This window comes from Xenorhabdus ishibashii, from assembly GCF_002632755.1.
GTDB classification, from domain to species: domain Bacteria; phylum Pseudomonadota; class Gammaproteobacteria; order Enterobacterales; family Enterobacteriaceae; genus Xenorhabdus; species Xenorhabdus ishibashii.
In genome coordinates this window covers 2658108-2671918 of the sequence record NZ_NJAK01000001.1, presented here as the reverse complement: position 1 = coordinate 2671918, position 13811 = coordinate 2658108, and the positions used below count along the sequence as shown (strand labels likewise).

The 13811-nt window shown below is 40.4% G+C and carries 12 protein-coding genes and 2 pseudogenes; 5 read left to right on the top strand and 9 right to left on the bottom strand.

Features of this window, described 5'->3' with window-relative positions; genetic code table 11:
- The first annotated feature begins 8 nt into the window (after positions 1-8).
- From Xish_RS12740 to Xish_RS12730, 3 genes are read left to right on the top strand one after another with little or no spacing between them, the layout of a single operon-like run.
- Positions 9-770 carry an IS5 family transposase gene (locus tag Xish_RS12740; protein WP_099116347.1) on the top strand — a complete coding sequence of 254 codons (762 nt, stop codon included), beginning with the start codon at positions 9-11 and terminating at the stop codon, positions 768-770.
- Entirely contained in the window at positions 767-1033 is a 267-nt protein-coding gene (locus Xish_RS12735; protein ID WP_099118168.1) for a hypothetical protein, read from the top strand. The genes Xish_RS12740 and Xish_RS12735 overlap by 4 nt, the downstream gene beginning before the upstream one ends.
- A gap of 6 nt (positions 1034-1039) precedes the next feature.
- A complete protein-coding gene (locus tag Xish_RS12730) occupies positions 1040-1471 on the top strand; it encodes a hypothetical protein (protein WP_141553982.1) in 432 nt (143 codons plus the stop codon).
- Positions 1472-1732: 261 nt separating this feature from the next.
- Here Xish_RS12730 and Xish_RS12725 read toward each other — a convergent pair.
- Positions 1733-2534, bottom strand: a pseudogene (locus tag Xish_RS12725) (IS5 family transposase).
- An 84-nt stretch (positions 2535-2618) separates the two neighbouring features.
- Here Xish_RS12725 and Xish_RS12720 point away from each other — a divergent pair.
- Both Xish_RS12720 and Xish_RS12715 read left to right on the top strand, forming a co-directional pair.
- Positions 2619-3308 carry a DUF769 domain-containing protein gene (locus tag Xish_RS12720; RefSeq protein WP_099118166.1) on the top strand — a complete coding sequence of 230 codons (690 nt, stop codon included), beginning with the start codon at positions 2619-2621 and terminating at the stop codon, positions 3306-3308.
- A gap of 9 nt (positions 3309-3317) precedes the next feature.
- Entirely contained in the window at positions 3318-3671 is a 354-nt protein-coding gene (locus Xish_RS12715) for a DUF596 domain-containing protein (RefSeq protein ID WP_099118165.1), read from the top strand.
- Positions 3672-4010: 339 nt separating this feature from the next.
- Here Xish_RS12715 and Xish_RS12710 read toward each other — a convergent pair.
- The 8 genes and pseudogenes from Xish_RS12710 to Xish_RS12675 all read right to left on the bottom strand — a co-directional run.
- A pseudogene (locus Xish_RS12710) lies at positions 4011-4148 on the bottom strand (DUF4277 domain-containing protein); the annotation flags it as partial.
- Between the two features lie 159 nt (positions 4149-4307).
- Positions 4308-5225, bottom strand: a complete 918-nt coding sequence (locus Xish_RS12705; RefSeq protein WP_099118163.1) for an integrase domain-containing protein — start codon at positions 5223-5225, stop codon at positions 4308-4310.
- Positions 5226-6139: 914 nt separating this feature from the next.
- On the bottom strand, positions 6140-6766 hold the full coding sequence (locus Xish_RS12700) for a DUF6445 family protein (protein ID WP_099118162.1): 627 nt from the start codon (positions 6764-6766) through the stop codon (positions 6140-6142).
- An 82-nt stretch (positions 6767-6848) separates the two neighbouring features.
- Complete coding sequence (locus tag Xish_RS12695; protein WP_244186034.1) at positions 6849-7409, bottom strand: GNAT family N-acetyltransferase; 561 nt, start codon at positions 7407-7409, stop codon at positions 6849-6851.
- 197 nt (positions 7410-7606) lie between these two features.
- A complete protein-coding gene (locus tag Xish_RS12690; protein WP_141553981.1) occupies positions 7607-8929 on the bottom strand; it encodes an MFS transporter in 1323 nt (440 codons plus the stop codon).
- A 6-nt stretch (positions 8930-8935) separates the two neighbouring features.
- Positions 8936-9601 carry a TfuA-like protein gene (locus Xish_RS12685; protein ID WP_099118160.1) on the bottom strand — a complete coding sequence of 222 codons (666 nt, stop codon included), beginning with the start codon at positions 9599-9601 and terminating at the stop codon, positions 8936-8938.
- A 3-nt stretch (positions 9602-9604) separates the two neighbouring features.
- On the bottom strand, positions 9605-10759 hold the full coding sequence (locus Xish_RS12680) for a YcaO-like family protein (protein ID WP_167383268.1): 1155 nt from the start codon (positions 10757-10759) through the stop codon (positions 9605-9607).
- The gene (locus Xish_RS12675; RefSeq protein WP_099118158.1) at positions 10740-13772 is read right to left on the bottom strand and encodes a carbamoyltransferase C-terminal domain-containing protein; all 3033 of its coding nucleotides are present in this window, start codon (positions 13770-13772) and stop codon (positions 10740-10742) included. The genes Xish_RS12680 and Xish_RS12675 overlap by 20 nt, the downstream gene beginning before the upstream one ends.
- Between the last annotated feature and the right edge of the window lie 39 nt (positions 13773-13811).

The window sequence follows — 13811 nt, the reverse complement described above, 5'->3', positions numbered from 1 at the left end:
TCACCATCATGCCGCGAACTATGTTAACAGATCTCCAATGGAATAAGCTATCTGCGTTAATGCAACATGCGGGTTGGATTTATCACAAACCTGAACACCGTTTGACCGTTGAAGGCATTCTTTACCGAATGAGAACGAGCGTTCCCTGGCGCGATTTACCGCCAGAATTCGGCAAATGGAATAGTGTCTTTCAACGTTTCAATGCGTGGTCAAAGAAAGGGGTTTTACAGCTCATTTTCAAGTGGTTATCTGGGTTTGCTGATAGGGAATGGTTGTTTATTGATGGGAGTATCGTCCGTGCTCATCAGCACAGTGCCGGAGCGGCTTCAGATGATGATGAGGCGATTGGCAAAAGTTGTGGTGGACGTTCAACCAAAATTCATTTGGCCGTCGATAGTTATGGCTTGCCTGTTCATTTTGAATTGTCCGGGGGACAAGTGCATGACATTGTTCATGCTGAAAGTTTAGTCGAACAATCGCCCCCTTCGGACTTTGTGATAGCTGACAAAGGGTACGACAGTCAGGCTTTCAGAAATCATATTGAACAGCAAGGAGCAACACCGATTATTCCCTACCGGAAAAATAGCCGAAAATCGGATAAACAGATTGATAAATGTTTATATCGTTATCGTCATTTGGTGGAGAATGCGTTCGCTAGGGTTAAACATTTTCGTGCAATAGCAACAAGATACGATAAGCTTGAACGGAATTACGCCAGTATGTTGGCTCTGGCGTTTATCATTGTCTGGTTGCCCATGTGGGTTGAATGAATTATGACCTTAAAACATCAACAGACCCTAGTATCGAAGTGAAAAACTATAATATTGGCGCAAACACAAATAATCTGATTAATAATGTTGTACAACAGGCAGTTGAAAGACAAAAAAATCTCCCTGCTGGAATGAAACAACTCATTGTTATTGATATTCGAGGGCAGGTTGTGTCAGAAGCGAAACGGTATGAGATTATTCAAGATATTATCCGAAAATCCAACGGGGTTCTTGGGACACACTCCATCGATTTTAAACGGTGATCATATATGAAACATATAGGATTTCATGGCGGTTGTACTATGGTAGAGCTTGGCTCAAGCTCTGATATGGTTGAATTTTTCAATTTGTTGAATCAAAGTGTTGATGATATGGGAGAGCAAAAACTATTATCTCAGTTTTATCTTCGTTACCTTCCTTTTGAAGATTTAGATAATATGTTGTCATTAATAAAAAATCAGGATAATTTCTCTGGAAATTTATTAAAAAATTTTCAAAATTATTTTGAAGGGCTTGAGGATTGTATAACCTCAGCCCAGGGGTTTTATGAGCACTTTGGCGTTTACAGACCCGTTAAGATAATTGTGACAGATATTCCATATTGTATGACGGAGATACATAGGCCGCTTGAGGAATATGATTCTTTGAATTCAGATGATTCCCCATTCTGGTTACGCTATGAAGAAAAATCAGCCATATAAAGAGGGGAGATCATAACAATTAACTTTTTTGACTAAAAATCGGGTTATTTGCAACAAGATCCCCTATGACGATAGGCTTACGACAACTGGCGCCTAATGTAAACAAAAGGCGTCAGTTTATTACAGTTCAATAAGGCGGTAAAAGAAGCCTTTATTCAGAAACTGCAACAGTATACTACTGCTATTGGTGGACATATATTAGTCGCCGGCTCTGCAAGATTGCTCACTGCGGGGCGTGTCGCTCTTCAAAGCTGTAACAGCCTATTCAGTATTTTTTCTGCGCAGCAACACGACGAGAAATGCCAGATTGACGAACTGAAGGCTGGTATTCAAATATCTCTCACAGTTCTTCCACAATCGTCGACATTTTTCCAGCCAACCAAATGAACGTTCGACAACCTATCGCTTGGGTATCACCTGGAAAGTATGCAATTCACTACGTTTGGCAATTTCGACAGTCGCGCCGAGTATATGATGCACGTTCTCAGCGAAGGCTTCTCCCGTATAACCACCATCGGCTAAAACATTTTTCACCCAACTGAGTGACTTTTTGTGCCGCGTAAAAGCCTCCAGAGCCCCTTTTCTGTCCGTGACATTTGCCGTGGTGATGGTTATTGCGTGAGGTAAACCTTGAGTATCTACCGCGATATGGCGTTTGATGCCAGACACTTTTTTACCGGCATCATAGCCTTTCTCACGCGCTGTATCTGTGTTCTTAACGCTTTGTGCGTCGACGATCACAAACGTCATGTTAGCGTTCCGACCAGAGTTGATACGGGCCTCGCCAACCCGATTTTTTTAATGCCTGCTCCAGCAGGCTAGGTTCTGTTTCTGACGGTTTCTCTTTCCAGAGTTTGAAATAGTAATACACGGTACTTTTGCTGGGGAAATCACTGGGGAGCATATCCCACTGACAACCGCTCTTGAGGATATACAGCAGGGCACAAAACACCTCATACACATCGACTTTCCGAGGACGCGTACGTTTTCGGCTGCTGAGCAACAAGGGTTCAATTTTTTGAAAGGCTTCTCGGCTGATATCACTCGGGTAGGTTTTTCTCATTCCGGCAGGTCACTTATATAGGCACTTATCTTATTTGGGCGGACAGAATACAGGAAAAACAATTACGTTCAAAAAAGATTCCGAATGGGCTCTAAGGCCAATCCTTTGTTATGCCTGAACCAGGCGTCAATTGCAGCTCTTGATGCAGCAGCACCCGAAGCTGCTATAGGTACGGGTGTTTTGACAAGTAGCTCCATCTTGGTTCTGGGCAAAAGCAAAGAGAGCACGCGTGCACTGGCAAAAGCCCTGAATGAATCAGGAGAAACTTTCTCAAAGACGGGTAAATTAGAAGGGAAATCGGTCTCCCAGATCGTTCAGGCTGAAATTAAGAATGATGCGCTGTCAAAACCGACTCTTGATGCCCTGGAATCAATCAAGAGAACACACAAAGAAAACGTGTTTAAAATTTTTGACAGGAACAATACTGAAAGTGAGTTGACGGTCTTTGGACAGAAATTTAAACAAGTGTATGGTGATGGGGGAAGCAACGCATCAGGTACTGTTAAAGTGTTTGAAACCCAAAAATTGACTGAACAGAATATCCGCGCTTATGCTGAAAGTTTAACAGGTGGCGTACCTCTTACGCAAGTTCCTAATAAAACTGGTGTTTATTTTGCTAAGCTTGCTGATGGTAGCACAATAAACCTGCGTGCAGTTTCAGCCAGTGCAGATAAAACCAAGGCACGCTGGACAGTTGATATTATAAAAGATAAACAATTAGGACAGTATCACGGCAAAATTGAAGACATTACGGTAGAAATAAAGTTTAGGTAAGGGGGAAACATGTTGTTTAGCGTAAGCCAGTATAAATTATTTCTGGAAGCATTAGAAGGAAGCTCTCCCGGTACTGTATGGTCTGCAATGAGTGCAAAGAATTTTGGCAAGCCTGATTTTTCTTATAAGGATAAACAAGACTATTTTCTCGAGTTTCTTGAGTTACTCTTAAAGAATGGCAGGATTAAGCTCGCCAAGCATGGTGAATTTCTGGCGGGCACTATTGATGAACAGTTAACCCGATTTCGGGTAGCTTTCCCTGAAACGGAAGAAGAATTATATGATGGGCTATGGTTCGTTTTTGAGGAGTGTCCGGGCGGGATAGTGTGGATTTTAGAAAGCGGTGAGCTGTATTGGACGTAATTTTTTCATTGAGTGATTATAAATAGTCTGTGTATCAGTTGGATTATCAATTCCAGCCATAATATATTGAATTGAATGAGTGACAGTTTTTCAAATCAAGCTGTGTGGATGAAAATATCCCACAGCTTTCTTTTTGTGTGAAAGAATTATAATTATCTGATGATCTCACTTTATTCCCCCACCTTCTGGTTAGTATACTTTCCTAATAAACCAGATTTTTTTGCCAAACCAGAAGATAGTACTACCGTAAATCCAATAGTACTATCGAACCAACTAACACTGAATTTAAGGTCATGCTCTCAATGATTAGATATTGTGATATGCTCCAGCGCCGCATACATCGCCGTGAGAAACGTGGTGGTCAGCGTATTTGGGCATGATGGTTTCAATCATGCGGGGCAACCTTAGCTCATGGCAAAAAGCAAAAATAATTCCAAGATGCTCAAGGAGCTGAATGACAGGCTCTGGCGTAGACATCGCATTTTTCCGGTAAATAGAAGAAATGGATCAAAAATGAATATTGCCGTCAATCATTCAGCATCACTGAGTGTAAAAAATATGATGAAAGTCACACTATATTTAAATCATAAAATTAGTGCGGAATGACGGATAATTTCTTTGGCAGGAAAAAACGCATTATTCAACCTCGTCGTTCTGATAATACACCTGCCGGATATAGCGCCCGCGCCCATCGCCATGCCCTAAATCCATCGCGACCAGGGCCAGCACCTCTCGAGTGCTGAATCCCTGAGCTTTGTAATGTTCGCCGGATTGCTGGGCAAAATGGTAGCGCATACTGTGTGGCGCTTTATTGCCCGTCAGCCCGGCACTGCGGACAACGTACCGGTAACGATCTATGGCCTGCGTGATCGTCGGTTTATCAATCAGTTTGCCGCTGTGTGGATGCATTTCGCGCTCAGCGTAGGCAATGGCGTATTGCAGCGCTGCCCGATCCAGTATCACCGTTGGCCTCGGATGCCCGCCTTTGGTGCCAAACACCACCCGCACAGACGTCTGCCCGTTTTCCAGCGCTTTTTTCCAGGTCGCTAAGGACTTATAGGCTTCTACCGCTTCTTTGGTACGCAGTCCCAGCACCCAGGCCAGTTGCATCACTGCCGCCACGCGCCGATCTTTTTGTTCGACCTGCTGAAAGATTTCTCTGAATGCGGCTGGTGTCAGAGCAGCTTTTGTTCCCTTACGGCGGGTGTTTGCAATTCCCAGCGCCCGGTTGTTCAGCCGCGCATTGTCGGTGGATGCCAACTTGTGTTTTCCGGCCCGCTCCAAAATCATGCGCAGTGCCGACATCTCATTTTGCAGGGTTCGGTGGCTGATAGGGCTGGCTTTGCGTTCAGCAATATAGCGCTCAATGTGTCGGGTTTTCAGGCTGTCCATCTGCCGGAGCCTGATGCCATTGTCTTTCAGAAAGCCAAGAAACTGTCGGGCAATCCGCTCACGATCGGCCACCGTGGCAAAACTCCCACCCGCTTGCCGGGCGTGGGTAATAAATTCTTTTCTGAACCGCTCAATTTTTGAACGTGCTGATTTCTGCGCCATTCCCGCCTCTCCTGCTAACTTGCCGTGTTTTTATTCATTTTTAAACAAATCCCTGCATGTCGGTTCAGGTTCACCGTTCCGTGGTTCGCCAGACAATGTGTAGCAGAGCGAGGGTTATGTTAAGTTTTTGCAGGAGTTCGCTACGTGCTCAGCACGGCGGTGGCATACTCCCCGTTCAGTGCCTGATTCATTCAGGATGAACGCCTCATTATCTTGACGTGATGAATTTCTCCTTAATTTTTACTGCATCAGCCTGCAATCAGGCAATGGGTTGAAAATCCGATTAGACGATCGTTTATCAATCAAACAAAATGGCGGTTAATGGTCTGTTTTGAGTGGTTTCACTGAGTAATGCGGGGTTCAAATCGGCCGTAGAGTCAGGCTCTACGTGCTCTGGACGTTGGCCGCTTTGCGGGACGTTTATCGAGCATTTAATCAGCGTATAGGTAAAAATCGTACAGAATAAATTGAGATTGTGAATATGGCAGGAGCTATTGCTCTGCATGAATGAAAAGCCGGTGCATAACGAGACCGGGAAACTTTCACCGCTAGACGATAGGTTAGGTGTCCGGCGATATCTACTTCCAAAAGTGTGCAGATGTACCGCAATTATGCTCTCCCTTTCAGGCTACAGGAGTTTTTCGCCACCAAATGGATGATCCTTGCAGACGATGAATCATTAATAAATAGGTTATACTGTATCGGTTGAATTGAGCGAGGTCAAATTTTTTTCAATGATGGGGAGTGGAAAAAGCACCATTATTTTTTGATGGAAATGACTTAGCCTTTGTTAATAATCTCAACATACTTTTGGTCTTTATAAGATTATCATTCCACTACACACCATTTTTATTAAATTAGCATCGATGATTTGATTATATTTTCATAATGCAAAAATTCAATCACACTAATATTTATTTATCATAGGTATAAAATTCGAAATGTTGAGTTAATCTACCAGTTTCCATAGAGTCACCAAAAATTCCAGTGGATCCATGAAACACTCTGGCCATAATAATTACAGCACGATTAAATCGCATTGGAATTTCACCAATTTTATCCCAATTATTATCATCCTTAAAGTACGAAAGAACTCTCTTATGAAAATCATCGCCAACGGTAGGGAATCCTTTACTTTGAATTACAGTTTTATTAAAAAAAACCTCTCCTGTTTTTTTATGTTTATAAAAAGCAACCCCTCCTTGGCAAAGAACGTTAGGTGTTAGATATATAATTCCTGAATATTTCTGTTGATCTACATGGACATTATCTAGACGTTTTTTATTATCATTTGCAACAGCAATGCGAAATTTTCCCTGTGCAAATCCATCCGATTTAGGACAGGGGGCACTGACATCTTCATTTATGTATGACATGAGAGTATTTCTAACTATTTCCCAATTTCGTTCAGATGTAGCCTCCATTCCTGGATACGTAGCTCCATTTTTTTGTTTATAATCAAGTGTAAGTGCATGCTTTCTGATTTCAATGGGATTATGATAAAAATCATCGATTACAATAATACTTTGTGATTTTAACATTTTATCACTCCAAAATTAAGAAACACTAATTGCTTTGGGAAAACTAACATGTGTGATTTTTACATTGAAAAAATAATTATAATTAATCTTCAAATACAAAAGAATTCAATACATGATCTTGCCATACTCCATTTATCTTAAGATATGATTTGGCATAACCTTCTTTAATAAACCCAATTCGTTGTAATAAATGAGCACATCTATCATTAGTTGGAAGGTGATTAGCCATTACGCGATGTAGTTGATATTTATTTCTGATATGTTTTAATGATTCTGTTAAAACTTCACGCATCACACCTTTACCCTCAAAACTAGTATCAATTGAGAAACCAAGGTGGCATGCTTGAAAAACCCCAAAAACGAAATTAGTAAAATTGATATTTCCAACTATATCTGATGAATTTTTGGGAGTAAATACAAGTGAAACTCCTTTATTTTCCTCTTGCAGATTCACAGTTGATCGAATACGCTTTTTCACTTCATTTAATTCGTAATATTCGCAAGTCCTTAATGGCTCAAATGGTGCTAATCTATCTTTATTATTCACCAAATATTTCTGAAAGGCATTAGCCATTTCTTCATTGATGTAGTGAATATCCATTTGTTTGGTACTAAATGATGTAATATAATTACTTTTATGCATAATACTTTCCTATTAATTGCGTAATTAAGGATGGTTACTAGAGTTATGTAAAATTAATTAGTAAAATAAATAGTCATAATAAAATAGTTCCTCAAGACAAAATATATACTTAAATATTAAAGGCGATAAAGAACAGGCTATTGTCATACTCTATAAATTAGTTGAAACATAGTCAAAAATTATAGCTAATTTCTTGATTACAAAGCAGGGTTTTCAGTATCTATTTGTGGGGTGATTTTTATATAGAACGTCAAAAGTCCTCCTATCAGTGCAATCACTGCTATTTCTAACAAGATATATGGTGCAGGCTCTGCACCAATACCAGCAAAGGTTAAATAGACAGAATAAGCACCATATAATATAATTACAGTACCTGTTGCGAGACTCAAAGAAAAAGCTCGGATTTCCTCAGGTAAGCGGGCAAGAAAATTACTGATCGCCACGTCTTGACCAATAGTCACGGTCGTTCTAAAAAACAAAACATACAAAATTAATGCTAAAATGCCATTGAAATAAAGATAAAGAAGATAACAAAATCCTGAGAGTATCATCAAACTGACGAAAGAAATCATAATCATCGTATTATCTGAGAACTTTGCGGCTACACGTGGAACTATCACACCTTTAATATAATGAGCTACATCAAATGATATAATAAACAAAAACAAAGGAATTAGATAAGCTCTTTCAACCTGCATTATATTGTATTCTCTGAATTCAGAAATCATGAGATAAGTGTGAACATGAATCATAGAGAAATTTAGAAGAATTATTACTATAGAAAGTTTCAAAAAAATCAAACATTGAGTATGTGATAATTCACGCATATATACAATAAAGTGACGTAATGTACTTTTACGCCTGATGTGAGCGTTCTGCTTTCCGAGATTTTCATGCATACCGTTCAACTGAGGAAAACACCATAGCCATATTCCTAAACCAATAAACATTATAGTTGGAATAAATAATATAATTTCAGCATGTCCTATAGTCCGGTAAAGCACTAATAATAGCAATAAAAAAAGAACAGGAACGATAGAAACAATTTCTTTACCATATCGTTGAGAAAGCAGAAGTGCTTTTGTACGTAGAGTGCGTTCTTCACCATGTTTAATGATTTGATAATCAATCAAATCCTGTAACATTGCTTGATAAGCACCAGAAATCAAAGACATCGCGATGGCACTTAAAAAAGAACTGATAATAAGTAATGTAATTTGATTATCGATATTATCTGCCGTTGCGAGTGACCAGTACAATACAAGCAGGGCAATAGCATTAAACCAGTTCCCTAAAGCAACTGTTTTAAAATGACCTAATCTATCAGCCAGCAATCCAGAAGGGACTTCAAGGAAGAGAGATGAATAGAATGCAATAGAAACACGTAATGAAACCGCTGTACCAAACATACCACCTAAGCTTCCTACTAATAAATGACTAATTTGATTTGATGTTGATTGCATTGCACGCGATATGCTATCTAGATAACCTATGTTTTTTAACCAATTTTGATTTTTCATTTCTTATTACTCACATTTGGCCAAATAAAATTTCACTAAATAATCTATTGCTAATCTGGCATCTTGTTTTTTAGGGTGCATAGTGTCGTCTTTAAATAAAGAATACAGCTGCGCTATGTCTAAATGTGGAGCAATCTTAAACATGGCATCAATCACCCGATCAATGTAGCGTTCGTACCAAATGATTTGTCGTACCAAAGCCATCATCTGACGTTTTTGTAGTGAACTTATCTGCCCTTCTGCCATCAGATAGCAAGCAATATATTCTATATGCACATAAGAGAGCGTGATTTCCTGATAATTATCCGTGTGATATCGCAGAGCCACATCTGCATCTGAGTGATAATACCCGAATAGATATCCCTGAAATATTTGCCCTATTCCTACCATTCCTTGAATGTAGCAGTCTGCAGCGCGCAATGCTCCCATGCTGGAACTACCGAGTAGTATTCCTCCTGCGTTGATAAAATTTAAGCACTCCACTACAGTAATCGACATATTGCTACCAAAAAGGCCATCTGTAATCAGAACCGGCCGACCACTTCCTGACAGCTCCAGTAAATCTCCTGTCTGGATTGGTGGGCGAAATTCAATTATTGCGTCATAACGCTGATCACAGGGTAAGGAAGAACCACCAAATACAACTGGTTTTTGTTTACGAGCAAATAGCACGATTTATTTCCTCCTTCCCGGATTAACATGCCAATCAAATAGCCCTGGAATAATAGCTTTTACCGTATGAAAAGGTACATCGGGCAGAGATAAATCCGTGATATAAATCTGTTCCTTTCCTTCCTCCGCTAGCTTTTGGATTAAAAACTCGGTAGCAGAAGCCAGTGCTATCGGGACATTCTGCTCAGTCGATATATTCACCATTTTATAATGCTTGCGAAATAATTCGCGCAGTACGTAGAAACGTGAATGATTAAAGAAGTTCTTATCATCATACTTTTTCTGCTGACGGCTTAAATCTTCTCGTGAAGCCTGTAAACAGACTACTAGCCCCTGAACTGCTTCCATTAGTGCAGCATCCAGAGCTAGTGTTTCAGTAAATCCAGAGGCGGAACCGGCAACCATAAATTTTGGTCCCATATTGGTTGGATCGTATAAAGCTACATAATAAGTCGGTATCGTACCGTGGATACGTAAGGCGAAACTTTCATACCCTTTGTCAGATAACGATTGCCATAAAGCTTTTGTCGACGGATAATTGATGCTTTCAGGATCTATAATATCTGCACAAATACTCGATAAACAGTTTTGGTAAAATCGGGATGTAATATTGCGTTCAAAGGATTCTAATATAGCAAAACAGATCGCTTCTTCTAAGGTGCCACCACACGCCAGTCCCGAGGTGTGAGCGTGTATATTTACCCGTTGAGCATCCGAACCATGATAAGGAAACTGTACTTCTACAGCAGGTAATAAAATTTCTTTTCCAGTTTGCAACTCGTATCCTGGTATCCAGTCTTTGATATCATACTCTGGATCAAATCCCAGTTGCCGCTGTATGAGACGGTCATAATAATGCGTATTTTGGTGAACAATCAGATCATCACACCAACAAGCACAGTGGCGTTCATAGGCCTCCATTAATGCGCTACAGGTGGCTGTATATAGATTTCGCCCTTTTCCTTGGGTGGTTGATATTTGTCCTTTTTTCAATGTAGTACGAACTGCATTTACTATACTTATGCCAGCAATATCCACAAATTCACCAACAGAAGCTAAGCGCGAGATTCCCAGTTTCTTACGTAATGGTAAAATTAATTTCAGTGCCTCTCGGGTAGAGTAACGGCGAAACCCTAATTCAGTGATGGAGATCGTCACACTCAAATTCCTCAGTAAAATCACGTGCAATATTAAGAAATTTCAATCGAACATAGTGCATCACTGCTTTCCTTAGCTCAGGGCTTAACTCATCATATACAGCTTGGGTATCCGCCAGAGACATTTGCTTCACTAATAGTAAAAGAGCCTGATATAGCGAGGCAGTAATAATTTGATTATTACCTTGGTATTCGTGGCTTATTATATGACGCAGTTGATTTTTCTCTAGACTGCTTTTTAAGCTACAACCAGGGCTCAAACATAACAATCCTGGAACTACTTCTGGAGTAAACGATGGAGCGAATAGTTCGACTATATAGTCACCGAATACCACCGCATCAATATGGGTGGAAAGCAACATTTCGATTGCCTGTTCTGCCCGTTCTACGATAGGTTTTCCACGAACATTAAACGATGTATTCAGTAAAACGGGAAATCCAGAAAGTTTGCCAAATGCGGAGAGCAAAGCATGGATTTCTTCATTATCATTGACAGACACTGTTTGTACACGTGCTGAACCATCTACATGCGCGATAGCGGCAAGTTGCTCCCGGTATTCAGGACGAACTGGCAGCACTTCAAGCATATATTTATAGTCACCTTCACCTTCGAAATAACGACTCAGGTGCTCAGTAGCAACCATCGGCGCAAAAGGACGAAAATCCTCACGGAACTTCACCCAGCGATTGATGAATTTCCATGTATCCATCGAGCAAGGGCTAGCTAGTATTGAACGGGCACCCAACGCACGTGGACCAAATTCAGACCCTTTAGTACAGGAGTAGTAACCAATGATCTGTCCCGCATGTAACCGTTCGGCTAGTGTAACAGTATCAATAGGTTTCACTATTACCCTATCAGCAAATAAGTTAAGGGCTCTGGCAATATCTTCATATCTGTAAACTTTTCCCAGATAATCGTGATTAAAAGCATCACTAAGAATTCGGTTATGCCTTTTATAATAAGCAGCATTAGCGGCACCGATAGAAATACCAGCATCATGTTGAGCTGGGAATAAATAGAAATCACGTAATTGAAAGTTCTGACGCACCTTATAGTTCACTACAGAATTTAGAGCAACACCTCCTGTCATGACAAGAGGTTCATTATTAGTTATGTGGTAATGCTCTAAGCGAGAAAAAATCCCTTTTTCCAGAACGAGTTGTACCGAAGCGGCCAGATCTGCGTAATCCATCACGTTAAGTGTTTTCTTGCTAAATTTTTGCTTCCAAGTATAACCAAAAGAAATACCCTGCGGGCTTTCAATCGCAATCTCCTCAGCAAATTTTGGTATACCATAAGGTGCAAGCCCCATTAATTTTCCAGAAGCGTGCCAAGAATTAAAAACAAGTTGGCTCACAGAGGCATAAGCCTCGCCCAATGAGCGACTTCCAGTTCGAATATTAAATGATGGGCTGTATTCACGGGCTAGCAGCGTATATCCATTTTCACAAAAGGTATAATGAGAAACTACATGCAATTCCGGTTTATACTCTTTAAGTCCAGCATTTAAGTACTCAGAAAACTCTTGCCCAGAGATGAGTAAATCATTTTGTCCTACGACACTACCTCCGGAACCATCCGCTACCACTACATTTCCTCTGGAAAACTTTGACCCCGACCAAGCGGCAAATGCGTGACACAGATGATGGCTAACAACTACAGCCTCTGGAGAGAAGGGGTCAAACAACGAAAAATCTGTACTACAAACAGGCTGATTTAGCCCGATATACTCCGGAGTCATTGATTGAATATTATAGGCAAAACAGCTTACATCTTCCCGCATTAAACCAGCGGCATTCAGACAATAATCTACAGCTAAAGTAGTATTGAGGGATTGGCTTCCATCGTGTTTGACACGGGTTAAACGCTCAAGCTGAATTCCATAACGAATTTTTCCGTTAATCATCACACAAGCAGAAGCATCGTGACTTGCAGAGATACCAACAATAATTTCATCGTCAGGCGCGACAAGTAGTTGCGAGCTAATACATTTTATTACCAGTGTGTTCTGACATGCTACTGTCACATGATCGAGACGTCCTACAACGCATACTGTAATATTAAGGGGGGATTTTTCAAGCAAATGAGCTGGTATTAATAATGTACCTCTTTGCCCTACAATTTCTTGACCATTGATTACGGTTGTCAGGCGTGTTTGTCTGGCAATGGACGCTTGATAAGAAACGACCAATGCAATTTGATTGTTTCTGACGGATGTGTTTGGAGTAAGCGTAAGCAGTATTTCTGCTTCCTTCGAACGCTTCAAAGGAATACTCCATGTTTGAGGCATACATTTTTGCTCTGATACATCATCAAAAAGATATCTACCTTGAAATGCTTGGCTCATGCAAATCATGGCTGCATGTAAAGCATGGCGATCATAGACCATTTGATTTCTTTTTAGCCACGAATGAAGTTTTCCAGCCAGACTGGCGAGATAGACTACTGCCGCAGAGGTACCTTTTGTTGTGGTTAGTGCCCCTTGTTCGTCGTAGGTGGAATAGTCACATTCTTTGACCAAAAACTCGATATTACCCCATCCTAAAGGCGTCATACCTGGAATACTGCCATTATGGCATAATAATCCTACGCCAATAGTTTCACTGCATGACCCAGGAAAACGCTGGCGACCAAAATCATGGCCTACAGAAGCCAAAACATAAGGAGCTAGTGCTTTATCATGGAATGTAGATAATGAGGTATGAATATCTGTAATATATTCATTCTCTGGCAGAGAGTATGCATGTGCTTCTATAGGGCAGATGCCAAAACGCTCATATATATGAGTGCGCAACTCTGAATATCCTTGCTCAAACGCATCCAAGTAGCTGGCTGATATTAAATCCAGAGAGACTTGTGTTGTCCATGGAAAAGGTATTTGTGATAAAATATTAGCGATTTTAGCGGTATGATTATGTAAATTATTCTGTTGAGAAACGTCATTAAGCTTGGATAACTGATTTTTTTTAGCACTATCGATAAGAAGAATAGATGTTTTATCATTTTCCATATACTCATTACCTTTAAATTTGCAACAACCTGATTATCA

What these genes read in the sequence shown, in the direction of transcription:
- Xish_RS12740 (WP_099116347.1), top strand. Translation starts at nt 9, where the DNA reads ATGCCGCGAACTATGTTAACAGATCTCCAATGGAATAAGCTATCTGCG.
- Xish_RS12735 (WP_099118168.1), top strand. Translation starts at nt 767, where the DNA reads ATGAATTATGACCTTAAAACATCAACAGACCCTAGTATCGAAGTGAAA.
- Xish_RS12730 (WP_141553982.1), top strand. Translation starts at nt 1,040, where the DNA reads ATGAAACATATAGGATTTCATGGCGGTTGTACTATGGTAGAGCTTGGC.
- Xish_RS12720 (WP_099118166.1), top strand. Translation starts at nt 2,619, where the DNA reads ATGGGCTCTAAGGCCAATCCTTTGTTATGCCTGAACCAGGCGTCAATT.
- Xish_RS12715 (WP_099118165.1), top strand. Translation starts at nt 3,318, where the DNA reads ATGTTGTTTAGCGTAAGCCAGTATAAATTATTTCTGGAAGCATTAGAA.
- Xish_RS12705 (WP_099118163.1), bottom strand. Translation starts at nt 5,225, where the DNA reads ATGGCGCAGAAATCAGCACGTTCAAAAATTGAGCGGTTCAGAAAAGAA.
- Xish_RS12700 (WP_099118162.1), bottom strand. Translation starts at nt 6,766, where the DNA reads ATGTTAAAATCACAAAGTATTATTGTAATCGATGATTTTTATCATAAT.
- Xish_RS12695 (WP_244186034.1), bottom strand. Translation starts at nt 7,409, where the DNA reads ATGCATAAAAGTAATTATATTACATCATTTAGTACCAAACAAATGGAT.
- Xish_RS12690 (WP_141553981.1), bottom strand. Translation starts at nt 8,929, where the DNA reads ATGAAAAATCAAAATTGGTTAAAAAACATAGGTTATCTAGATAGCATA.
- Xish_RS12675 (WP_099118158.1), bottom strand. Translation starts at nt 13,772, where the DNA reads ATGGAAAATGATAAAACATCTATTCTTCTTATCGATAGTGCTAAAAAA.